Genomic DNA, 23,497 nt, shown 5'->3' with positions numbered 1-23,497 from the left:
CAAACTACAAGTCATCCTTGAAGGCTACGAACTCGCTCTGTCTCTTGAACAGGACTTGTGATCAAGAGACAGCATTTAGAGGTGGTATTAAACGCAAGCGTATGAACTGTGCAATGAACGAAAACTATCTAAGTAAAGTTCTTGTGCGCCTTACGTGACGGTGATGTTCATGCGGTTTCCGTGTCCGAGCAACTCGGCTAAGTAGGCCGCAGGAGTTCCCCTGTGGAATGCTGAGTTTAACGTCATTAATGAGTAAATCATGCTGGCAGCAGGCGCTTGAGTTATCTAGTAACGAGTCGTTTTTTCAACGGCTTCAGCTTTGATGAAGCCCCAATTTTTTGAAGAGATATACGCATTAATCATATGGATAGTACTAGCACGATTATCTCGATTGTATGAGCTTCGAAGGGTCTTACCATCGATGGCAACGACTTGCCCATCAGCCAGAGAATCGACTACTGACATCCAGTTGGTAAAACAGGCATGGAATGGATCTGGTTCAATTCTGGAGGTAATGCAGATTATCGTATCATCTCATCGGCAGGAATATCACTAAGAAAAATATCATAAACCATTCATGATGACCAAGAGTATATTTACGCATATCAAACCATTCTTTGGCTTCCACGAGGACAACACACAAAGAGCCCAATAGCACCTCAAACAAACTAAAATTAATCACTTAGCATAGTTACATCACTTATCTTGCTCTACTTTAGGTATTCGAAGCAATACGCCACCCAAGATAGTTAACAAATAAATTAAATGAGTGTGGTGCAAAGGCACATCTGTCAGCCCAGCAAGTAACAACATGATTAGCATACTGTTTATTAAAGGGTTATGAAGATATTCGAAACCTCGTCCATTAAATTTAATGATGAACGCTAAAAAAAATAACAACGCCACCAACGTTCCGACGATTCCGTAACGTGCTAAAAAATCCAAATATTGATTATGTAAGTGAGGCTGTACAGCCGCACCGCGATTTTTCATACTGGAGACACTATCTTGCAGACTGTCATCGCCAAGACCAAATATCGGATCATCAACAATCAGACCTAAACCATGCTTCCATAAATCAAGCCGGATACCAATTGAGGTTTTGTGGTCGCCTTTCTCTATCATGGAAAATTCATATTGTGTTTGTTTTATTCGTGCATCGATATCTTGCTTAAAGAACGTATAAAATGATATTGATACTGCAATTACTGAAAAGCACAAAACGATATAATGTTTCAATTTCGGCTTTACTACTGCTATTATTAAGTAGAGGACGGCAGCAGGTAAAAACAATATTACACCTCTTACATCTGTCATAATGATAGCTGCCAATGAGAGCAAACCACCGATCAAGGAAATTATCTTCAATATGTTGGAATGATTCTTTAACAAAAAATAAATACAAGATAATATGAGAAAAGAAACATACAACGCATATGGTATTGGATTAGTCGCAACACCTACTCTAGGAATACTTAATACATAGTGTTCATAAAATGCATTCAAGCCACAAATAATTGCAGCGATAGCAATTAAGTAATAGATAACTTGGAGATTGATTTTCTTCCATGGCACAAAAAGTAAATATAACAAACTTGCAATTAACGTTCTAGGCAAAGAAAATTCATCACCACGGATAAAATGATATCCAGAAAAAATTACCGTCATCAATAATCCAGAGATAAAAAAACTTTTTAGATCGGAATTCCAGTTTTCTCTAATTATCTTTCGATATTTCAACAAACAATAAATAGAAACTATTGGTATCAATCGTGAAAGAATAAATTTACTATCAGAAAAATTAAAGATCACCATTAGAACAAATACTAATGGTGATAGTAAAAACAACTTCTCTATATGATTAATTATTTTAGTTTTTATAAGCATTATTTGCTAAAGCCATTTTTAATTTTCGATATAGTGAGTACAATTCACGAGTGGGTTTTCTGTACAATGGAGCCTTAGTTTGTTTTTCATTTTGAAAAGTTGTCTCAAATTTTTGAGGATTTTCAACCATACTTGGAGAAAATAAAAATGATGGCATTTGATGCAAATATAATGAACCCATGTAGTTATCAACAGGCATTGACCAATATTGAGAACCTTCGATTAACTTTTGAGCAGCCACAGTGGAAAGTGCATAAGCTCTAGCACCACCGAAATTATTACTCAGAAAGTAAATTTCATAATTAGGCATTTTTTCTTTTAGAAAAAGTTCACTACGTTCATAAGCTTTTTCCAATCTTAGAAAGCCATATTCTTGGACTTTAATTTTGATTAAATCAATAAAATCAACAAAACAAGGTAATAACTCTGCATCATCCTCTAAAATAATTATCGGCTCGTTAAGCTCTATACTCTTTTTCCACAGCAAATAGTGACTCGCGTAACAGCCAAGTTCACCTTTCATCGGCATTTTGCCACCAGTAAACCATAATCGCTTAGTATAATCATAGTTAGCAAACAAAGGATGAGGGGACTCACACCGACCGTCTATGGCATCAAAAAACTCAAAATCAATGCAGTAATTTGCCATTTGTTGCTCAATCGAAGCTCGTCTTTCTAGGCTTTTTTTAAGGCTAATAACGTAAATTTTCATCACAAAAACTCAAATTTCCATTTTGCTCTAAGATAAAAGATAATTACTGATATGCGCAGCGTAATATCTATCCTCATAATGAAGCATGATTAGAGCATATCTTGCCTATCATTTGAATGCATTTTTGAGCAAAAATTGAGTTTTAATTGAGTTTTATCGTACGAAACCTATGTTAGAATGACCACAAAATAAGAATTACGGTGAAAAATGAAGTTACTAATTGTCGGACCTTCATGGATAGGCGACATGGTCATGTCGCAAAGCTTTTATACAACATTGAAGCAAAACTACCCCGCTGCGACGATTGATGTTCTCGCCCCCGCTTGGTGCAAACCGATTTTGGATCGCATGCCAGAAGTGAATTGCGCCATTGAAATGTCGATTGGACATGGCGCTTTTAATCTTGTAGGTCGATGGGCTCTCGCCCAAGAACTAAAACGCAATCAATATACTCACGCTTATGTTTTACCTAATTCAGCCAAATCAGCTTTAATTCCTCTGTTTGCTGGCATTCCATCTCGTACGGGCTGGAAAGGTGAATTTCGTTATGGTTTACTCAACGATCTTCGCCCAGATCGTAAAGTTTTTCAGTTTATGGTGGAGCGTTATGTTGCTCTTGCTTATTCTAAGGAAAGCATGCTTAGTGAAGTTCAGCTAGAAACCTGCCCTCGCCCTTCTCTATTAATCGATAGCAAAGCTCAACAGTATGCAATGTCAAGATTAGGCTTATCGACCCTAAAACCGATTATCGGTCTCTGCCCAGGAGCAGAATTTGGCCCGGCTAAAAGATGGCCAGATAAATACTATGCTGAAGTTGCGAAAGCTTTGATTGAAAAAGGCCAGCAAATTTGGTTATTCGGTTCAGCCAAAGATAAAGTGGTGACAAGCGTTATCCGCAATGCGCTTCCGAAGGAATTACAAAATTCGTGCTTTGATCTAGCCGGTGAGACATCCTTAATTGAGGCAGTTGATTTGCTTGCAGCTTGCCATACTGTCGTCTGCAACGATTCTGGGCTGATGCATGTATCAGCCGCCGTTGGGTGTAATGTTGTGGCAATTTATGGTTCCAGTTCACCTCGATATACACCGCCACTAACTGATAAACTGTCCATCGTGCATACAGATATAACATGTCGCCCGTGTTTTAAACGAGAATGTCCACTTGGCCACATGGATTGCCTAAATGCCTTATTGCCTTCTCGTGTAATTGAAGCTCTGCACCCATTTATCGTGCACGACACTAAGCCGTCACTTGCTAATGAGATATAAACATTTATGAACAATATCGCTAAATTAATCGCAAACCGACTAATCCGCTTGACCGGGAATATTTTTAAAATGCTCGCTTATCCATTTCATTGGGCGTTTCCAAAGTTGCGTTTTACCATTCCTGCCTATTCACCAGCAAAATGGGCACGCTCCAATCGCAGCGCTATTCCACGTACAATTTGGCAAACCAACTTTACCGATCAAGCCTCCCTACCCGTTTATATTAACTACTTATTTAATCGATTAATGTCGCTCAATTGTGACTATCGCTATGTAAGTACCGAAGCCCGTGGTGAGTATTTACGAACCCACGCATCAACTGAAATCTATGATGCTTACATGCGGCTAACCAACGGCGCTGCTCAAGCCGATTTATGGCGTTTAGTAGTACTCAATAACGAAGGGGGCGTCTATATGGACATTGACGCAACTTTGGTATGGTCTCTCGATAAACTGATTGGCGATGAGCAACAAGCGGTTTACATAAAGATTGACAACAATACTCGTTTTACCAACTACTTTATCGCCTCAGCACCTAATAATAACGACCTCAGCCAAGCGATTGAAAAAGTACTGCATAACATTGAGAACTACGACCCTAAAATGGGCGTTTATTATTCAACCGGGCCTGGCGTATTTGATGAATTACTTAAAGGCAGAGAAGATCTTTGCACAAAAGATAGAAAATACGTTTGTATTCAAGGTAGTTTTACCAATGAACATTTTCAATATATAGATCGCCCTCGTTCGAAATGGACTCACATTAATCCGGATGATTTGGTAAAGAAAAAGGAACAGTAGAGTGGTGATTCGTGCTCTCTATACCTTACTTCTCTGTGTAGCTTCTCCTTTTTTAATGTGGGGCTTGTACAAAAAGCGGCCGGGCAAGCCGTGTGTTGGTGCTCGCTGGAAAGAGCATTTTGGCTTCACACCACCGCTTAAAACTAATCAATCCCCTATTTGGATCCACGCAGTATCGGTTGGAGAAACGCTTTCAGTTTCTCCACTGATAAAAAAACTCAAATCACAATATCCTGATCAGCCGATTGTTATTACCACAACAACCCCCACCGGTGCAGAGCAAGCGGCTAAATTAGAAGAGCTTGCCGAGCATAGATATATGCCCTTTGACTTTTCTTTTGCCGTTCGTGGTTTTATAAAACGGATAAAGCCAAGCCAAATGCTGATCATGGAAACAGAATTATGGCCCAATACACTCAATACCGTAGCCAAAGCCAATCTACCCATTACAGTGATTAACGCACGTTTATCTGAACGTTCTTGTCAACGATACGCTAAATTTCAACCGATATTTAACTTATTAGCCTCTCACTTAACACGTGTACTTTGTCAGTATCCAGATGATGCACAGCGATTTATACGACTTGGTCTTACAAAGGAAAAAGTGTCTGTTACTGGTTCAATTAAATTTGATATTAATATTGATCAAGCAATCATACAAAGAGGCAAGCAGTTAAGATCTCATCTAGGGAGTGCGCGCCCAGTTTGGATTGCAGCCAGCACTCACCAAGGTGAAGATGAACAAGTGTTAGCCGCTCATGCCAAAGTACTTAAAGCACACCCTAGCGCACTGCTTATGCTTGTTCCGCGCCACCCTGAGCGATTTAATGCTGTTTTTGAGTTATGTAAAACACAATTTATGAGTGTGCGGCGAACTCAAACAGAGAATAAACTCGATCCAGAAGTACAGGTCTATCTAGCTGATACTATGGGGGAGATGCTAGTACTCATGGGATCTGCTGACATTTGCTTTATGGGCGGAAGCTTAGCGGGTGACAAAGTCGGTGGGCATAATTTACTCGAGCCAGCTGCGCTTGGTTTACCCATGTTGACTGGCCCAAGCTATTACAACTTCAGTGAAATCACTCAAGCCCTCAATCAAGCCGATGCTTGTGTGATCACACAAGATGCAGAGCAAATTGCACAAATGCTTTGTGAATGGTTCACTGATAACAAACAGCGTATTCATCGTGGCAAGCAGGGTTATCAAATCGTAGAACAAAACCGTGGCGCTCTTGCCAAAACACTTGAATATTTATACCTAATCAATTTAAAGAGACAGGTTTAAACATCAGAAAATTGTCCGTAATTCTGGATACAAGTGAGCCTGGAGTTCGGATAACGTTACATCGGAAAATGGTTAATAGCAGCGGTAAACACCTTGCTTGAGTTTACAAAAGAATCTAACAGCGCTTTCGCTATTCATTGGACGTTGTTGCCTAAGAGCATAACTGAACACTTTCGGCACTTAGATTTAGAATCTATCGACTACTTGCTCGTCCTATGAGAAGGTAAACTCAACCTATGAAGAGCCAAAATTCTCTTGTTAATCATACCGGATCGTGAAAAATTATTTTAAGCAACAACGCCTCAGATAGAATATAATCAGTGAGACGACGAGCGACCGCTGACTCATGGACACGAAGTGCTTGAGAAATCATGCTCTGATTTCAACCTTCCAGAAGCGAGTAAAAACGCTTTAATACGATCCAGTGGAACCGTGCACTTGTTCGAGTTGTTGCTTTTGTTTAGGAGTCAGTGTAGTTTTAATAGCGCGTAGCATCATCCTGATTTTATCGAAAATCAAGCATCTTCAATGATCACGTACATGAACTGTATACCACTCATCAATAATGAGGGTAACTAGTAATCGAACATGGCCTATGCGATTGAAACTTAACATCGAAAAATACTCTCTCATTCATCTGCATTAAACACACCCTTCAACAACATACGACCATTTTACACTCCTTAAGCAATGTATTACCATGCAAGCGCGACATCTACAATAATAATCAGGATTCGTGAATGAAACTCTCTCCCGAACGCTTAACTCACTTACAGCAACTTGAAGCGGAATCAATCCATATATTTCGTGAGGTTGTAGCCGAGTTTGATAACCCAGTTATGCTCTACTCAGTAGGTAAAGACTCCTCTGTAATGCTACGCTTAGCACAAAAAGCCTTTGCACCGGGAACCCCTCCGTTCCCATTAATGCATATTGATACCATATGGAAATTTCAAGAAATGATCCGTTTCCGTGATCAAATGGCGAAGAAAGTCGGCATGTCTTTACTCGTACACCAGAATCCTGACGGGCTAGCAATGGGAATCAATCCATTTATTCATGGTAGTGCAAAGCATACAGACATAATGAAAACTCAAGCTTTAAAACAAGCATTAGATAAATATCGATTCGATGCGGCTTTTGGTGGCGCGAGACGCGATGAAGAAAAATCACGCGCAAAAGAGAGGGTATTTTCATTTCGTGATAAAAACCATCGTTGGGATCCCAAAAACCAACGTCCTGAGCTCTGGAATCTATACAATAGTAGGATTAATCCTGGTGAAAGTATTCGCGTCTTTCCATTATCCAATTGGACTGAATTAGATATTTGGCAATATATCTATTTAGAAAAGATTGAAATCCCCAGCCTGTATTTTGCCAAACCTCGGCCAGTTGTTGAGCGAGAGGGCATGTTAATTATGGTCGATGATGATCGCATGCCACTAAAAAAAGATGAAGTTGTGCTCGAAAAATCAGTCCGATTTCGAACCCTTGGCTGCTACCCACTGACCGGAGCGATAGAGTCTACCGCGACGACTTTGCCAGAGATCATCCAAGAAATGTTATTAACCACCACCTCTGAGCGTCAAGGGCGTGCGATTGATAACGACAGCTCCGGCTCCATGGAAAAGAAAAAACGTGAAGGCTATTTTTAACAGGTGGACAACATGACCGACAGCATTAATCAGCGAGATATCGTTTGGCATCCAAGCAGTATCACGCCTCTGCAACGACAAACCTTAAAAGGTCAATCGCCTTTCGTGCTGTGGTTTACTGGCCTGAGTGGATCGGGTAAATCAACCCTAGCCAATGCAGTTGAGCATCATTTATTTCACCTAGCTAAACATACCTATTTATTAGATGGTGATAACTTAAGGCATGGCCTAAATCGCGATTTAGGCTTTAGCGAGGCAGACCGCGCTGAAAACTTACGCCGAGTGGGTGAAGTGTGCAAATTGTTTGTCGATTCAGGCACCATCGTCCTAAGTGCTTTTATCTCCCCCTTTCAAGCCGAGCGACAAGCAGTACGCGAGTTATTTAACAAAAGGCAATTTATCGAGGTGTACGTTAACACGCCACTCGCGGTATGCGAGCAGCGTGACCCCAAAGGGCTATATAAAAAAGCCCGTGCAGGTGAAATTCGCCACTTTACCGGTATTGACGCGGCTTATCAGCCGCCGCTAAACCCAGACATCGTCATCGATACCAGTCAGCGTGATTTAGCTCAAAGTAGCCAATACGTGATTGACCAATTAATCAGCCTAAACTACCTAACCGCGTGCCACGCCTTTAGCCGATAATCACAGCATCAGGAACTAAAACCATGTCTCACTCTTCAGCGCTGATAGCTAACGACATTGAAGCCTATTTACAAGTTCACGAAAGTAAAGATCTACTGCGTTTTTTAACCTGCGGTAGCGTCGATGATGGTAAATCGACTTTAATTGGTCGTCTATTGTTTGATAGTCAACTGATTTACGATGATCAAATGTCGGCAATTATGCATGATTCAAAAAAATTCAATACCACAGATCAAGCATTCGATCTGGCATTATTAGTCGATGGCTTACAATCAGAACGTGAGCAAGGCATCACCATTGATGTCGCGTACCGTTACTTCTCAACCGAAAAACGTAAATTCATCATTGCAGACACACCAGGACATGAACAATATACGCGTAACATGGTCACAGGAGCATCCACTTGTGATTTAGCCATCGTCATGGTCGATGCTCGGGAGGGGATCAAAACCCAAACACGCAGACACAGCTTTATATGTAGCCTATTAGGAATAAAGCATATCATCGTCGCAGTTAATAAAATGGATCTCGTTAACTATCGACAAGATATTTATCGTGATATCAAAGCCGACTATCGACAACTGGCCAGCACATTTGGCTTTGAAGACATTCGTTTTGTTCCTATTTCTGCCTTACACGGGGATAATGTCGTCACTTCAAGTACGCATATGGATTGGTACCCAGGCTCCCCGCTAATGAAATTACTGGAAACCGTTAAAATCGATCAGCATCATCAAATCACCGAGTTTCGTTTTCCAGTTCAATATGTCAACCGTCCGAACGCTAATTTTCGTGGCTTCTGTGGCACCGTAGCATCAGGTGAAATTAAACTCGGTGATACAATCACAGCACTGCCTTCAGGTAAACAAGGGAAGGTTTGTTCGATTTATACCTATGATGGGGAACTTCATTCGGCCAGATCAGGACAAGCGGTTACCATTCGAATTGATCAAGAAATTGATATATCTCGTGGTGATATGCTAGTTTCATCCACTACCGTTCCGGTTATGGGACGATCAATATCGGCTCAACTCGTATGGATGAATGAACAACCACTCGCATTAGAAAAAGAATATCTATTTAAATTTTCCAATAACACTCTCTCTGGGTATTTCGCTAAAATTGATTATAAAATAGACATAAATAGCTTAGAACACAGCAAAAAAAAACAGAAAACACTTAAATTAAATGAGATAGCAAAAGTCAGCATCGAACTTTTAGAGCCCATTGTGATTGACTCTTATACAGAATTACCGAAAACAGGCTCATTTATTGTCATTGATCGTTTCTCGAATTTGACGGTAGCGGCAGGTATGGTTAGCTCTGCTTTAGCACAAGATTTAGCCAAAACACAACGCAGCTACAGCAAAAATGATAAAGCACTGAATGAATTCATTCGCACCCATTATCCTGAATGGGGATGTAAAGCGATATAAAAAAATACTCACTTTAAGTTCGATATACTTAAAGGCAACCAGCCCAGAATACGGGCTGGTTTTATACTGATTTGTTGCTGCTACATTCTACAATGCAGCTCCTCAGGCAAATGTAATGTTGCAAGCAAATTTACTACACCAGTACTAGGCACAGAGAAAAGACAAACACCAGATTCTTTAAGCTGCTCCATCGTATAAGACGTGCGTTTTACCATGAACTTAAATCCCGAATTTATCATGCCACTGTCACCCAAAGCCTTGGCGACATCAGGTCTCTTTTGTATTTTAGCGTAGACAATATCTTCATTTTTAAAGTTGCCAGCAAGATAACCATGATGGAAATCCCCCCAACCTCGAATGACAATAAAATCATTTTTAAGCTCAACAGAATCAACAAAACCACGCAGTGATCGCGCTTGAAAGTGCTCTCTATTTTCCTGGTATATCGTATCTGCTTTTACCTCTTTCACATCCCAAATAGGAATATGAATCTGGTCTGCAAAAGGTGTTTCAGGTACTAAAATTTCGTCGGACACAAAAATATGGGCATATCGATTAAAAATATAATTAAATGTATCAGTAGAAAGGTTAGGATACATTTGCTTGAATAAAGCTAATTTAGGCTGTATCAATACCGTCGTAAAAGAATTAACTCCTAATCCAGAAAGTAAAGCCCCACGATATTGATCCGTAACCACCCAATGAGGAGCCGTTGAGTTAGCTGTTAATTTTAGCTCATTGACGACTGATCTCTGGTGTAAATCAAAAATCGGAAAAGCCTGTTGAATGGGGTTAAATCGACCATAAACAATGATATTAGGTATCATCGCCAGCAATAACAGCATCAGTTTTTTACTGCTTGACTTCAACTCAATACAAGATTGAACAACATAAACAAAAATAATCAGTAGAATAAGAATAAACTCTGGGGCTCTTTTAGCAAACCACGCCACATTACCTAAGAAATTCGGAATAAAATATCCAACAAGAATAAGAGCTGAGAATATAAACAACCGAGGCTTAGAAAAAGAGATCGTGCCGGTAATGACAATCACAAATGACAAATAAATAATCGCTAAGCCAGCTATAAATATCATTCTGCTCCCGGGAATTTTATCGAGCAGCAATAGCTTCGCTAACCAAGAAGGGAAAGGCAGTAACATCCAAAGAGTTGCGAGTAATAATACTCCTCCCATAAATATCAACGCTCTTCGCGTCATGATGTTCTTCCAATTCGGGCGAACAAAACAGCCAGTCCCCAATGCTAACACAGACCCCAACGATCCGACTTCACAGATATTAAGTAAAATAAGATTATGGTAACCAGAATGATTAATATAAGGAAATAAGTTCGACAACCAAAAAATAAATAGACTTTCTCCACCTTGAGACACCCGTTGACCAGGATACACGGTATTCATCATGACGATAATAATCTCATGATAATAAAAGATCATAACCGCGACACTCGCTATACAAGCAAAGGCTGTCATTGCTAACTGGCTGAGCGAGCTTTTCCACCACTGCCAACGATGGATACAAAGCAGCGCAATACCGAAATAGGTCACAGCAATAATAATCGGTGGATAAGTATGTGATAACAACCAAACGGTCGAGATATAGAATAACTTTAAATAATGGGTAACGGAATGCTCCCAATTAAGCAATAAACTTAAAAACCACGGCGTGATCGCTAACAGAGGCCCCAATGTTGTCCACCAAAACTGAACAAAACCGGTAAAAAACACCAGCACACTCATTAGCGCTGAAAACAAAAGTGCTTTTTCGCTAGATGGAGCAATATCATAGTAAATCTTTGCAAATAACCGTTTCCATCCCATCAGAAACAGTACAATCACTAACCCATGATGCAATGCAAAAGCACGGGCAGGTTCAAATATCCAAAAAGACCACATCAAGGGTTTAAAAATTAAAGCCCAATCCGCTAACGGAACGGCATTAAACCCTCTTAAATCATGATGGTAAGTAGATAACTCATTGAAACGCTCAAAACCATTTAAAACCGCCATCTGAATATAAGGCGTCCACACTGCCCATTCATCAGTACGAATCATCCTTGGTTTTCCAAATAGTAACCCCTCCCCTTCAAAACCAAATAAACTGAGCGCCGCACCATAAGACGAAGGAGTTAAAGCAAATAGCGTAATTGGAATAAGCAATAACAAACAAAAAAAATCAAACTTATCGAGCCGTATGCCCCTTAACTTATCAATCACGAGGTGGCCTCCGAGAACTAGAAAACCAACGCTGTAATGGTCTTTTCGGGGTATGGGACATATCGTAATCAATCGCACTAAGTAATAACTGAAAACCAAGAATAATAGGCAAAACTGCCAACATGACCGTACCTGTACTCGCTTCATCACCGCTTAAAATTGAGTTGATCCAATGTATGCCTCCCCAAAAAGAGCCGATCAGCATCATCAATAAACCAACCACTAGCTTTAGGCTAGCGCCATTAAAATCTCGCAAAAAATAGTTATAAAAAACCCGCTTGAAAAACGCTTTGATATATAAAGGAGGAAAGTCAAGTAACACTTTCTTAATGGAAAGGTTACTCACTTCATCAGCATAAATCGCATCCATTGGAATATCTTGCACTACAGCACGAAGCGTTCCTAGTCGAAACAACATATCACTTTCAAAAAAATAGCGCTTACTCAGTTTATCTAAAGGAAGTAAACGCAACGCCTGACAATGAATCGCCGTATATCCATTGGTCGGAGCCATTACTGTCCAGTATCCGCTCGACATTTTATTCACAAAGGAAAGAGCTGCATTACCAAATTTACGCATAGGAGGCATCGACTCTAACGACTCCAAGGTAAAAAAACGCGACCCTTTGGTATAATCCGCTTCGCCTCGCTGAATCGGCTCAATAAAGTACGGCAGTAATGAGGGATCCATTTGCCCATCACCATCGATTTTTACCACCACATCAATGTCATCATCTGCTAAAGCTTGCTTATACGCTGTGATCATTGCTCCGCCAACGCCTTGATTTTCAGTATGAAATAACACATTGACTCGCGAATCCAAACATTGCTTAGCCACGAAATCACCGGTTTTTTCTGGGCAACAATCATCGACCACATAAATACGATCAACGTCTTGGCCTATCTGTTCAATCACAGAAAGAATATGTTTTTTTACCTTAAAGCAAGGAATAGCTACGGCAATCTTCATTTTATAAAATACTCAGCGAACAATAACAATTAGGCCCATAATGATCAGTCCGGCCCCCACCAACATACGCCAATGAAAGGGCTCATTCAAAAAGATCATCCCCAGCACTGGAACAATAATAAAGGCTAATGCCATAAAAGGATAAGCAATGGATAACGGCACTAAGCGCAAGGCATAGACCCACAAAATAGTCGCTAAACCATAAATAATTAACGCAGAAAATAGATATTTATTAAAAACAAAACCGATAAGTGATGACCAAGTCAAGGCTGTTGGAAAGAACGGTGACGCCAATTTAAATAGTATTTGGCCGATGGATATGCCAAGCACACAAATTAAAATAAGCGCCACGTTAAATATTGTCATTGCATTCACTCAAAAAATTATTTAGATCGGTAAGGTATCTTACACAACACAGCCCACAGTAAAGCACTTCTTGCTATTCGATGGCTACGCGTAATTTTGCCTTGGTATAACACCGATAGCCGCTGAATTAAAGTCAATGACTCTAGGTTAGCCACAAGTTCCAATAGCTCAAGCGCTTCGCCAGATAGACGACCATACGGATAATCGAGATAAAAACTTTGAAACGCCTTCGCTTGTAGAATAACAGACTGGACACTTTGCACAAAACCACGCCGCTGCTGTATACGCTGCCACAAACTACGCGACTTGGCTCCTATTGTATTGGATGCATGTTGTCGATAAGCCAATAACGGGCGATCAATAAACCGCAATTCTCCACAACTTTTCGCCACCAGCGCTAACCACCAATCATGCATATACGCTTGCTCTGGTATCGGTAAAGCGAGATTTAATAAAGCGCGATTAAAAATCGTGGTACAGCCAGAAACAGTATTTTGCTGCAATAAATGACCAAACTGCTGATGCCACGATTTAGTGATCTTCTTATGCGTAAAATAAGAGTCACACAGCAGAGCAAGATCGTGATCCACCACATGTAAATCAGCAAAAGCCAATACAGGGCATTGATCGTCAATAAAAGGCTGCATCTCTTGTACACTCAGCACGATCTTGTCTTCAAACCAAACGTCGTCTTGATCGCAAAGCATAATCAGTGGAGCTGTGGTTAAACGCATCCCGCGTTGAAAATTACCGGCCGGCCCCAAATTCACTTGTTCAGCCGCAACCCAAATCAGCTTATCATCGTTAGCGGCTAATGCCTTAACCTGTAACTCTGTCTCATCGGTTGAGCCATCATCAACAATATAAACCTTATTCACCAGCGTTAAATAACCAATATTTTGTTGAATACTGGTTAATTGCTGCCGGATATAATGCTGCCCTTGATAGCTGGCGACAACTATATCCACCCCCCCCGCCATCAAAGTATGCTGTCCTGCTCGAGCCTGAGGTTCTAACCAAGTGCTCTCTACTGCCATCATCACTGACTCACCATGCAGGTTTAAACACGCCGAGTATCCGCCAGTGAAAAATCTTCTCTGGCCATGGTTAAGTTCGGGTTATAACATGGGTCGGCATCTAACCGATGGCCCCAACGGGTGCGCATATAAGCCACTTCTTTGGCAAAACGGGCCTCCTTCTCTGGTGTATCTTCAAAACCACGCGTTTTTGACTCATAGTGATACAGCTCTGCGTAAGGCGTCCAGACATTAAAATAGCCCGCTTCTTGGACTTTCAAACAGAAATCAATATCATTAAACGCCACCGTAAGGTCGGTTTCATTTAAGCCGCCCACCAGCTCAAACACCGCTTTACGTACCACCAAACAAGCGGCGGTTACCGCAGAATAATTTTGAGCGACTATCGCTCGACAAGCGTATCCCGGCATACCTTTAGGTAAGTGCTTATGCGCATGACCAGCAACACCACCAACTAAAATCACCCCGCCATGCTGCAAGGTATCATCCGGATACCATAAACGCGCCCCCACCGCACCATTTTGGGGTTGAATCGCATGGCCGACCATTTCCGCTAACCAATCTGGCGTGATCACTTCTACATCATTATTCACCAGCGCCAGTATTTCACCTTTCGCAATCGCGGCTGCTTTATTATTCAATGCCGAGTAATTGAATGGGCTGTCGTCATGCAGTAGCACTATATTATCGTTTTCTTGTTGTAGCTTATCTAAGTAGGCTAAGGTATCAGCGCAATCGGAGCCATTATCAACAATAATGATCTCATAGTTTGAGTAGGTGGTTTTTGCCAATATGGAATCGATACACACCGAAAGCACATCCAAACCGTTACGAGTTGGGATAATCATACTGACCATAGGCTGAGGGGTTGGGATGGCGTATTTGACACGCGCATAGTGGCGCTCTGGGTGCTCAACCACCTGTGCCTGAATATGTATTCGGTCACAATGCTCTTGCACCGCCTGTAAACCCGCAGTGAGTGCATAAGGTTTTTCATCACCATCAATCGCAGTACTGCCTTCAATTGCGCGCCAGTGATAAAGAATACGCGGGATATGGACAACCTGATCGGGTGATAAGGTTTCACTATAACGTAGTGCAAAATCCCAATCTTGCGCGCCTTCAAAGCCGACTCTAAATCCCCCCAATGCTTTGGCCAAATCCGTTTTATACACCCCAAGATGGGAAATGCAATTTTGACTGCGCAACAGCTCTGGGTTCCAGTGCGGCTTAAAGTTAGGATCATAACGAGTCTGGCCATCAGAGCTGAGCTTATCTTCATCGCTGTAAATCAGCACCGCTTGCGGGTTAGCAATAATGGCTTCAGCAACCCAATACAGCGCATCATTGGCTAATGTATCATCATGATCCATTAAAGCGATAAAATCACCGCTTGCCAGCGCTAATGCGCTGTTAGTTGCGAGGGAAATATGCCCATTTTGCTCACGCTCCACGACCCGTATGCGGCTATCTTGTTGGGCGTACTCCCGCAGTAGATCGCGAACAGCTTGATTGGGAGACGCATCATCAGCAATGCACAGTTCCCACTCAGGATAAAGCTGAGCTTGGACTGACTCAATCGCTTCGCATAAATAATCAAGAGGCGGATTATACACCGGCATCAAAACTGAAATTTTAGGTCGCTCACTAAGGCTGGCAATTCGAGCCGACACCATTTGAGTTTGCTCCACTGATAATTGGCCATATTTTTCCAACCATTGACCATAGTTGATCAAAGGTTCACCGGTTTGCTCAACCGCTTGTATCACTTGGTACTGACCGCGAAGCAGTAGCGCTGATAACCCGTCCCGTTGATAGACTCGGTAAGCTTTACGACAAGTATTTTTTAGCCCACCGTGATAACGAACAAAACCCACTCCTCGTGTTACGATCCGCAATGGCATGGATAGTATCGGGCGAATGGCCCGGATAGGGGCCGTGATTTTCCATGAAGTGGAATGATGAATTTCAGTAATCGCGCCCAACAAAGCCTGTGTGTGTTGCTCACGTTCTTGAAGCTCTTTTAATAACTTAGCTTGAGCCTCTTTGGCTATCAGTTCTAGTTGCTCTTGCGCCTTTTGCTGAGTCAGACAAGCATTACTGGTTTCAATCAACTTACCGTTTAATACCACCAATTCTTGATCTTTATCTATCAGTTCTTGCTGCAGCGTTTTAATCGCATTCTGCAGCTCCGCTTGTTTGTTACGCGAATCATCCACTAATTGTTGATTGCGGATATTGGCATGGTACAGCAAAGCATGGTTTTTAAGGGCTGATTGGTTTAATTGTTCCGCTAATAAAGCCCACTGTGTCATAAATACGGGTTGAAATGCTTCTTGCAACTGCACCGCACCACCATCATCATCATCATCAAGCCATTGTTCAAGCGTTAATTCATCACGGCTAAGTTTTTCTAACACCGAATAAAGTGTCAGCACTGGCTCAAAATGTTGCTCGTCTTGGTAAAGATCACTTAATTGAGCACAACTATGGCTCAAACTTGGCTCAATAAAAGAATCGCAAAATGTCGCCACGTCCTCTTCAGGCAATGAAGCCAAAGATAAGTGCTGCTGTAACTGAGTAATCACCTGTTGAGGCTGAGTCAAAAGCTGGTTAAAACTCACCCAAGCGACAGGTTGAGAACGCAATAAACTCAGGTTTGGCAAAGTATGCCACCACCACAGTAGATAACCTTGCCGATGAGTTAGACCATCGCGCCTCGCCAACGAGCGAACAATATCTAATGGATTGCGCAGGGCATAAACAAATTTAGGCACGACATTGGCGCGCTGAAATACTTCAAGCCAAAAAAATAGCAAACGGGAAGTTCTTGGGTCTTTAAACCCCCACAGCTCAAACTGCTGCACGCGCTGGTTCACCATCGCAACCGCTTCCTCTAATAATAACTGTACGTAGCCATCATCAAGACTGATCTGCGGCTGAGTCGCACTAAACCAAACATGGCCATAATGAGCTAACAACTTGTCATTAATACTAACGACGTCCATATCTTCCCAGTAGCCTTTCGGATTAAACTCCCCCTCCGGCATCAGGTTCTCGCTCAGTGATACGCCCATCGCTTGCAATGCTTTAGTTAACGCGCTGGTGCCACTACGGTGCATCCCTAATACCACCACTACAGATTTGATTGGATTAGTTGCGACTGACCGTTGCTGACTATTTTTCGACATTGTTCTCAATACTCATTTTTTGATTAGCGAGGGAGTTTAGGAGTAAATTGACGCACAAACCGTTGCTCTTGGGACAACTTAGCTTGAGCGTATAACTTAGCCAAGCGCTGGGACAAGCTCGACGGGGTATATTGCCCAGCAAAAACCGACTCAGCAGGGATATCGACCGATTGAAGGTTTAAAAACTGGAATACTTGCTCGAGTGCCTCGTGGTGCTGATACCGCAACTGATCATTATGCAGCAGTAAAATATTTTCTGGTTTAAACCAGTGGTTAATATTCGCCCATTGGCGACTAAACGCACCGCGATCAAGGTACGAGTGAGTTCTTAAAGGTGAGCCCCAGTGGTAGTTATGTTGAGCCTTTTTTAAACGCCGCGCTTCACTCAAAAATGCCTGCAACATAGAAGCATTTTCAAACCCTCGGCTACGCTCCATCGTGTAATGGGACATAGCCCGCTCAACCGGATCGCGCAGCATAAAAATCACTTTTGCTTGTGGTTGATAGCGTGCCAAAGCCGGTAATATCGGCTGCCAATAAGAATAAATGGGGGTGGCATCGCATCGATAGCGCTCACCCATCTCATGAGCAAATTTGGCTTGGTAGGCCTTATCGAGTGCTTCATGGCTAATGCACATTTGACCGTGGTGATCTAAAAAATCGGGGTGATCAAAAATGTGCGCTTCTTTTCCATCTGCCAAGCAGATGTCTGGGTGCTGAGCTAGAAAATGCGCCAGTGCGGTAGTACCACATTTTTGCCCACCAAGAATAAAAAGATTAGGACGATAATGACTGTTCATGCTGGTTCATCTCTTCGGCGACGGGTTGAATGGTAATCTTATTGACTAAATCGACCGCACCCGTCACATGGCTGCTTTGTTCAATAACAGTAAACATCGCGGCATCGACTCCTCGGTGCAAAAATTGCCGTTTACCGTCAAGCAACGCTGAACAGCCACAGTTTAAAAAATAAGCCCCGTTAGGTAAATGACAAACAAAGCGAAAACGCATTTCTAATGTCTGCCCAGCGAGGACGTAGGGAATACGCATTTGATGATTTCGGGTGGTAGTCGCACCCGCAATTTCTAACCCCGAGACCGTTTTAATCATCATACCGCCGCCGACCTCGAACGCCTCTTGTTCAAAGTGCACTTGGTAAACGTAATCGTACTCTTCACCAGCGGTTAATAGGTTGACGGCTTCTCCAGCGAGATTTTCAATATGTGGCTCATAGATTACCGCGCCTTGGCTTTGATACCAAATGGTCGACACTGGTTTAATATTCGGGTCGTAAGCCCCTTTACTCACAGCTATTGCCGATCGATTTGGCTCGGTTTTGGTTTGTTCACGCAAACCTTGTTTAATTTGCTGGCGGTAAGTTTCTCGCTCTGGCCCATGCATATGCAATAGCTTGTGATATTGCTGTACCACTTGCTTGGGGGTGCCTTCCATCAACAATTCACCTTTATCGAGCAGTATGGCGCGGTCACACAGTTCAATCACTTGGCCCGCCGAGTGAGAGACAAACAGTAATGTTGCCCCCCTAGCTTGTAATTGGCGCAGTTTTGCATGGCACTTACGCTGAAAGGCATCATCCCCCACGGCTAATGCTTCATCGACAATCAAAATATCCGGATCAATGTGCATCACCACGGCAAAGGCCAAACGTAGCATCATGCCACTGGAATAACATTTTACGGGTTGATCAATAAAATACCCGATATCAGCAAACGCTAGAATATCCTCGAAACGTTCCGTTACCTGATGCTTACTCAACCCAAGCAACTGCGCATTAAAATAGACATTTTGCCTACCCGTAAATTCAGGGTTAAAGCCAGAGCCTAGCTCTAACAGGGCGGCAATTCGACCTTGGATGTGTACCTGCCCCTCATCAGGCTGCATCACACCACAAATTAACTGCAATAAGGTTGATTTTCCACTGCCATTATGGCCAACAATCCCTACTGTTTCGCCTTTTTGGGCTTGAAAGTTAATATTTTTAAGCGCATAAAAACGCGAATCACTTGCACGAGGCCAAAGTGCCTGACGCAGTTTTTGCCAAGGATGACTTGCAAGAGAGAAGCTTTTGCTTAACCGGGAAACAGAGATAACCATAAACGTCATGGGTTGCAAATAAGAGGGAGAGTATTATGAGCAAAAATGAGCAACTTTGCAAAATGATGCTGTCAGTTGTAAGTAAATTAATCTACTAACCTATAGTATACAGGCAATGAATAGTGAATTTTACAACGTTCCATCGATAAAAAAGGAGCCGTTAGGCTCCTTTTTACATTGATAACATCAACTCAATTATAGAGTGAAGTCAACAATACCTTTTTCTGCAGCTTGAGAACCAACTTGGATGTCAGTACCTTTGCCGTCAGATTTCTTAACAGCAACTTCACCAACGTTAGTTTCTACTTCAAACAACATACGCGCTTGACGAGATGGTGCTACTTCAATGCCTAGTTGTTCTGCGATAGTTGCAGGAGAAAGCGTTACTGCACCGTTAGATGGCAGTTTAACTGCTAGCTCTTGACGCTCAGCCAGTACGTTGCGTTGACCGTTAGTACCTTCAACGTGTGAGTCATATTCCCATACAGTCACGAAAATCTTACCGCCTACTTCAGGTAGGATGCCAGATACGTCACGGATGTGAACAGTGTTAGAAGAAGTAGTACCCGTTAGGATAGTATCAAACTTCAGACCGTCACGAGTGAAAATAAACAGGTCAGCTAGAGAGTCAGAGAAGTCTTCAAAAGTATCTTGGTCAACACCTGCAATAGATGCAGTTACCGCGATTTTCTGTGCTTCTACAGGCATTTCATTGGTTGCTTCAACGTACAGTTTAGCAAAGTTTGCAAATGCTGCGTTCACAGAAGAAGCTGCTGCATCTAGAGCAATGTTACCTTGAAGTACTGCATCACCCGCTTTCGCTGTTGCTGCTGTTTTAGTTGCGTTTAGTTTCCAACCAGTTGCAGTGCCATCTTTGTGTAGCAGGTTACCCGCAGTGTCCGCACGGAACGCAGAAAGGTCACCAGACAGAGTCAAGTTCACTTTGTTTAGCTGAATGTTTTGGTTAGAGGTACGGTTGAATAGCTCAAAACCAGTTGCAGCAACGTTGTTGTCATCTGCAACGCCATCTTTATTAGTATCGATTTTCAAGAAACCAGTTGATACTAATGCAGTCGCTTCGCCAGACTTAGTTAGGCCTAGTTCGAAAAGATCACCCAACTGGAATACTTTACCAGAAGCAACTGGATCAGCAGAGTAAGATGCGTTTTTCAGTGCGCCAATTTTAACGGCTACGTCGTTGTTTGAACCAGATTTCAGGTTAAAGATTTGGTTCGCGTTTTTGAAATCAAAGTTAATTTCAGTACCAGCACCAACTAGAGTTTCAGTTACGTCACCAGTAGCAAAACCAGCTAGGCCTTCTAGGTAAGTAACACCCGTCGCACCTAGGCTACGAATGTAAGTCGCTTTTTGAGCATCAGTCGTTGCTGTACCGCTTTGATCAGCGAACAAGTAACCCACTACACCATCGCCGTTACCAGGAGCAGTTTCATTAGCACCATCAATTGCACCAACTACACCAGCGGTAGTTAAAGCAGCTGAGTTAGCCGCTAGACCAGCAGTGATTGCAGCAGCGTCTACTTGACCATCGGTAGCAGTAGCAGTAGCTAGCTGAATCATATCATCAGCAGAACCAACAGTTTGAGCTAGAGCAAGACGTAGACGCTTACCATTTAGGTCGATTGCGTAATCAACTTGCTTTTGGGCGCCAGCAACGTCGATAAATTTGAATACTTTAGCTAGGTTGTTGTCAAGTACAGGAACGGTAGAACCAGATTGAACAACACCGTTAACCGCTGTTGCAGTTGCTAGCTCTAGATCAATTTGGATGTCAGCAGAAGTAGCAGTAGCACCTGTTAGCCATTGACGCACTTCGTTGTCGTTAAATGTTGCATCGCCAGTTAGCTCGATAGTGATAAAACCGTTTATTTGGATCCATATTGATAAATTAACACACCACTGACGGTAAATGCTAATTGCTCTGATCAACTTCGGTGCTTATTAATGCACCCAGTTTTGTTTCTTTATATTTGCAGTCGCTAAACCAAAAAATAAAAAGTAAAAACCACAAAACTCTGATTACTCTAACACGCCCCGAAGTGCGCACCGATAATTCTGTTCGTTTATACGGAATTTGTCAATGAACAAAATATGACAAAGGCTGTTTTTTCCACCATTAATCGCTACTTGAAGCGTGATGTTATTCACAAAAAATAGGCAAAACACCGGACATTCAAGATGTGGTTATTTTCTATACTGAAAATGCGCTTATTGACTGATTTCCCCTTTGTTTATTCAAACCTGTCAAACTTATTTTTTATTTATTACACGTTCTGAATAAAATAAAGCCCCGTGATCGGGGCTTTTAGCTCGTACTTGTAAAGGCTAGACCGTAGCGACTTCCCTCTAACCTACCACTCTCAATCGTTTAGCTATCGGGATTAATATGGCAAGCTTTGTGGTAGTTCCCAACCAGTTAATGTTTGGAACTGTTTGGTATAGAACTGAGCTTCATCCCTATTATTAATCACATAAGGGGTGATCAGCAGCACCAGTTCGGTTGAGTTTTGGCTTTCTTTTTTATATTTAAATAAGTAGCCGATCAGTGGAATGTCACCCAAAATAGGCACTTTTTTCTCACTAATATTATTATCTTTAGAAATTAAGCCGCCCATATATACCGTGTCTCCGCTGTCGGCTAGCACACGTGTTTGTAATGAGCGTTTATTGATTGGAATACTGTCACCTGATGTGACGCCTTGCGAACTGACTTCTTGGCTAATGGATAATTCCACTAACCCATTTTGGTTTATGGTGGGGGTGATATCTAAGGTAATGCCCACGTCTACATATTGGTAGGTAATGGTGGCTTTTGAATCATCCCCACCACCAGAAACTTCACCCGTTTTCACTTGGATTTGCTCACCGATACTGATTCGTGCCGGTTCTTGATCCATCGCGATTAAACGTGGACTAGAGAGAATTTGTACTTTACCGTTATCTAGTGCGGCGGTAAAGTTTGCGGTAACATCACCAAACACCCCTGCCAAGTTCAGGTTACCAGCACTGGCCAGTAACCCTTTTGTACCACCGGTTACATCACCTTTCGAGATTGTAAATTCAGAGCCTAAGCTAAAACCATCTTCAACTTTCACTTCGGCAACCGTTGCTTGCAGTAGAACTTGACGTGGCCGTTGATCGACAAACTTGAGTAATTCGACTAAACGTTGGTAGTCGATATATTGGCCTTGAAAAATCAGCGCGTTTCGTTTGGTGTCTATTACAACACGATAGTCTTTCGCCACAACGCTCATCAATTGCGGAGCTTGAGAGGGGCGAGGCTGATAACCCGTGTTACCTGCCAATTTGGTTTCTTGTTGGGCTGCTGCAATGATATCTTGCCCTTGTTTTGGGGCTTGCGCTTTACTTTTACCATCCCCAAAGATGGCTTCCACCATTTGCCAAGCATCTGCGGCTTTGGTGTTTTTCATATAGTATGCATACACCCCTTGGTTGCCTTCAACGGGTTTGGGTATGTCTAAACGCTTGATCCACTCATTAGCATAATTTAACCAAGCTTTAGTACTTGAGGTAATCAACAATTGTTCATTGCTGATGGGTGTTAGCACCACACCATGAACGCCTCGTCCAACACTGGTTGGAATTGAGGCCGCATCTAATGCGGTTTTTAATTCTGCCATTAATTCTTTCGCTGTGCTGTAGGTTGGCTGAACTAAGCTTAAATAGTTTGATGACTTCGCTGGAACATCCAGTTCCGCTAGTAGTTTCTCTAACCGCTCAATATCGTCTTGTCTGGCAACAACCATTAATGAGTTAAGGTTGTTTTGAACTAATACCGTGCCGCCGCCGCCGTCACGCAATAGGCTGTTTGCCATGGTTGAGGCTTCATTAATGGATAAATAATAAATA

17 protein-coding genes and 2 pseudogenes are annotated in these 23,497 nt (G+C 42.2%); 6 read left to right on the top strand and 13 right to left on the bottom strand.

Annotated features, from left to right (window positions below):
- Positions 1-339: 339 nt before the first annotated feature.
- From AACR75_RS02745 to AACR75_RS02735, 3 genes and pseudogenes are all read right to left on the bottom strand, one after another.
- Positions 340-679 (bottom strand): annotated as a pseudogene (locus AACR75_RS02745) (ISAs1 family transposase); the annotation flags it as partial.
- Between the two features lie 17 nt (positions 680-696).
- Positions 697-1,887, bottom strand: a complete 1,191-nt coding sequence (locus AACR75_RS02740) for an O-antigen ligase family protein (RefSeq protein WP_047688581.1) — start codon at positions 1,885-1,887, stop codon at positions 697-699.
- Positions 1,871-2,599, bottom strand: a complete 729-nt coding sequence (locus AACR75_RS02735) for a glycosyltransferase family 25 protein (protein WP_047688579.1) — start codon at positions 2,597-2,599, stop codon at positions 1,871-1,873. Before AACR75_RS02735 ends, AACR75_RS02740 begins: the two co-directional genes overlap by 17 nt.
- A gap of 207 nt (positions 2,600-2,806) precedes the next feature.
- On the opposite strand from AACR75_RS02735, the gene waaF reads away from it, so the two are divergent.
- From waaF to waaA, 3 genes are read left to right on the top strand one after another with little or no spacing between them, the layout of a single operon-like run.
- On the top strand, positions 2,807-3,868 hold the full coding sequence (gene waaF, locus AACR75_RS02730; RefSeq protein ID WP_047688577.1) for a lipopolysaccharide heptosyltransferase II: 1,062 nt from the start codon (positions 2,807-2,809) through the stop codon (positions 3,866-3,868).
- A gap of 6 nt (positions 3,869-3,874) precedes the next feature.
- Positions 3,875-4,669 (top strand): glycosyltransferase family 32 protein, encoded by a 795-nt coding sequence (locus tag AACR75_RS02725; RefSeq protein ID WP_047688575.1) that lies wholly within the window; start codon positions 3,875-3,877, stop codon positions 4,667-4,669.
- Position 4,670: 1 nt separating this feature from the next.
- The gene (gene waaA / locus AACR75_RS02720) at positions 4,671-5,957 is read left to right on the top strand and encodes a lipid IV(A) 3-deoxy-D-manno-octulosonic acid transferase (protein WP_047688573.1); all 1,287 of its coding nucleotides are present in this window, start codon (positions 4,671-4,673) and stop codon (positions 5,955-5,957) included.
- Positions 5,958-6,252: 295 nt separating this feature from the next.
- On the opposite strand, the pseudogene AACR75_RS02715 reads toward waaA, so the two are convergent.
- A pseudogene (locus AACR75_RS02715) lies at positions 6,253-6,452 on the bottom strand (IS630 family transposase); the annotation flags it as partial.
- Positions 6,453-6,697: 245 nt separating this feature from the next.
- Between AACR75_RS02715 and cysD the strand changes: the two are divergent.
- The 3 genes from cysD to cysN are packed head-to-tail and all read left to right on the top strand — an operon-like array spanning position 6,698 to position 9,693.
- Positions 6,698-7,612, top strand: a complete 915-nt coding sequence (cysD, locus tag AACR75_RS02710; protein ID WP_047688571.1) for a sulfate adenylyltransferase subunit CysD — start codon at positions 6,698-6,700, stop codon at positions 7,610-7,612.
- Positions 7,613-7,624: 12 nt separating this feature from the next.
- Positions 7,625-8,257 carry an adenylyl-sulfate kinase gene (gene cysC / locus AACR75_RS02705; RefSeq protein WP_047688569.1) on the top strand — a complete coding sequence of 211 codons (633 nt, stop codon included), beginning with the start codon at positions 7,625-7,627 and terminating at the stop codon, positions 8,255-8,257.
- 23 nt (positions 8,258-8,280) lie between these two features.
- Positions 8,281-9,693 carry a sulfate adenylyltransferase subunit CysN gene (gene cysN, locus AACR75_RS02700; protein WP_047688567.1) on the top strand — a complete coding sequence of 471 codons (1,413 nt, stop codon included), beginning with the start codon at positions 8,281-8,283 and terminating at the stop codon, positions 9,691-9,693.
- Positions 9,694-9,773: 80 nt separating this feature from the next.
- On the opposite strand, the gene AACR75_RS02695 is transcribed toward cysN, so the two are convergent.
- The 9 genes from AACR75_RS02695 to AACR75_RS02655 all read right to left on the bottom strand — a co-directional run bounded on the left by AACR75_RS02695 (position 9,774) and on the right by AACR75_RS02655 (position 23,463).
- Complete coding sequence (locus AACR75_RS02695) at positions 9,774-11,930, bottom strand: DUF7657 domain-containing protein (RefSeq protein WP_047688564.1); 2,157 nt, start codon at positions 11,928-11,930, stop codon at positions 9,774-9,776.
- Positions 11,923-12,900: a glycosyltransferase family 2 protein gene (locus tag AACR75_RS02690; protein WP_047688562.1), complete on the bottom strand. Its 978-nt coding sequence runs from the start codon at positions 12,898-12,900 to the stop codon at positions 11,923-11,925. Before AACR75_RS02690 ends, AACR75_RS02695 begins: the two co-directional genes overlap by 8 nt.
- A 12-nt stretch (positions 12,901-12,912) precedes the next feature.
- Complete coding sequence (locus tag AACR75_RS02685) at positions 12,913-13,266, bottom strand: EamA family transporter (protein ID WP_047688560.1); 354 nt, start codon at positions 13,264-13,266, stop codon at positions 12,913-12,915.
- A gap of 17 nt (positions 13,267-13,283) precedes the next feature.
- Positions 13,284-14,306 carry a glycosyltransferase family 2 protein gene (locus tag AACR75_RS02680; protein WP_231564173.1) on the bottom strand — a complete coding sequence of 341 codons (1,023 nt, stop codon included), beginning with the start codon at positions 14,304-14,306 and terminating at the stop codon, positions 13,284-13,286.
- A 20-nt stretch (positions 14,307-14,326) separates the two neighbouring features.
- Positions 14,327-17,494, bottom strand: coding sequence for a glycosyltransferase (locus AACR75_RS02675; RefSeq protein WP_047688557.1), 3,168 nt, complete (start codon positions 17,492-17,494; stop codon positions 14,327-14,329).
- A gap of 23 nt (positions 17,495-17,517) precedes the next feature.
- The gene (locus AACR75_RS02670) at positions 17,518-18,294 is read right to left on the bottom strand and encodes a sulfotransferase family protein (protein WP_047688555.1); all 777 of its coding nucleotides are present in this window, start codon (positions 18,292-18,294) and stop codon (positions 17,518-17,520) included.
- Complete coding sequence (locus tag AACR75_RS02665) at positions 18,272-19,618, bottom strand: ABC transporter ATP-binding protein (RefSeq protein ID WP_231564172.1); 1,347 nt, start codon at positions 19,616-19,618, stop codon at positions 18,272-18,274. Before AACR75_RS02665 ends, AACR75_RS02670 begins: the two co-directional genes overlap by 23 nt.
- Positions 19,619-19,804: 186 nt before the next feature.
- Positions 19,805-21,556, bottom strand: coding sequence for a VapA family S-layer protein (locus tag AACR75_RS02660; RefSeq protein WP_052190325.1), 1,752 nt, complete (start codon positions 21,554-21,556; stop codon positions 19,805-19,807).
- A 452-nt stretch (positions 21,557-22,008) separates the two neighbouring features.
- Positions 22,009-23,463, bottom strand: a complete 1,455-nt coding sequence (locus AACR75_RS02655) for a secretin N-terminal domain-containing protein (protein WP_231564174.1) — start codon at positions 23,461-23,463, stop codon at positions 22,009-22,011.
- Between the last annotated feature and the right edge of the window lie 34 nt (positions 23,464-23,497).

The organism is Vibrio sp. ZOR0018 (assembly GCF_963865925.1).
Lineage (GTDB): Bacteria > Pseudomonadota > Gammaproteobacteria > Enterobacterales > Vibrionaceae > Vibrio > Vibrio anguillarum.
The sequence above is the reverse complement of the archived record's forward strand: the minus strand, read 5'-3'. Positions and strand labels throughout refer to the sequence as shown.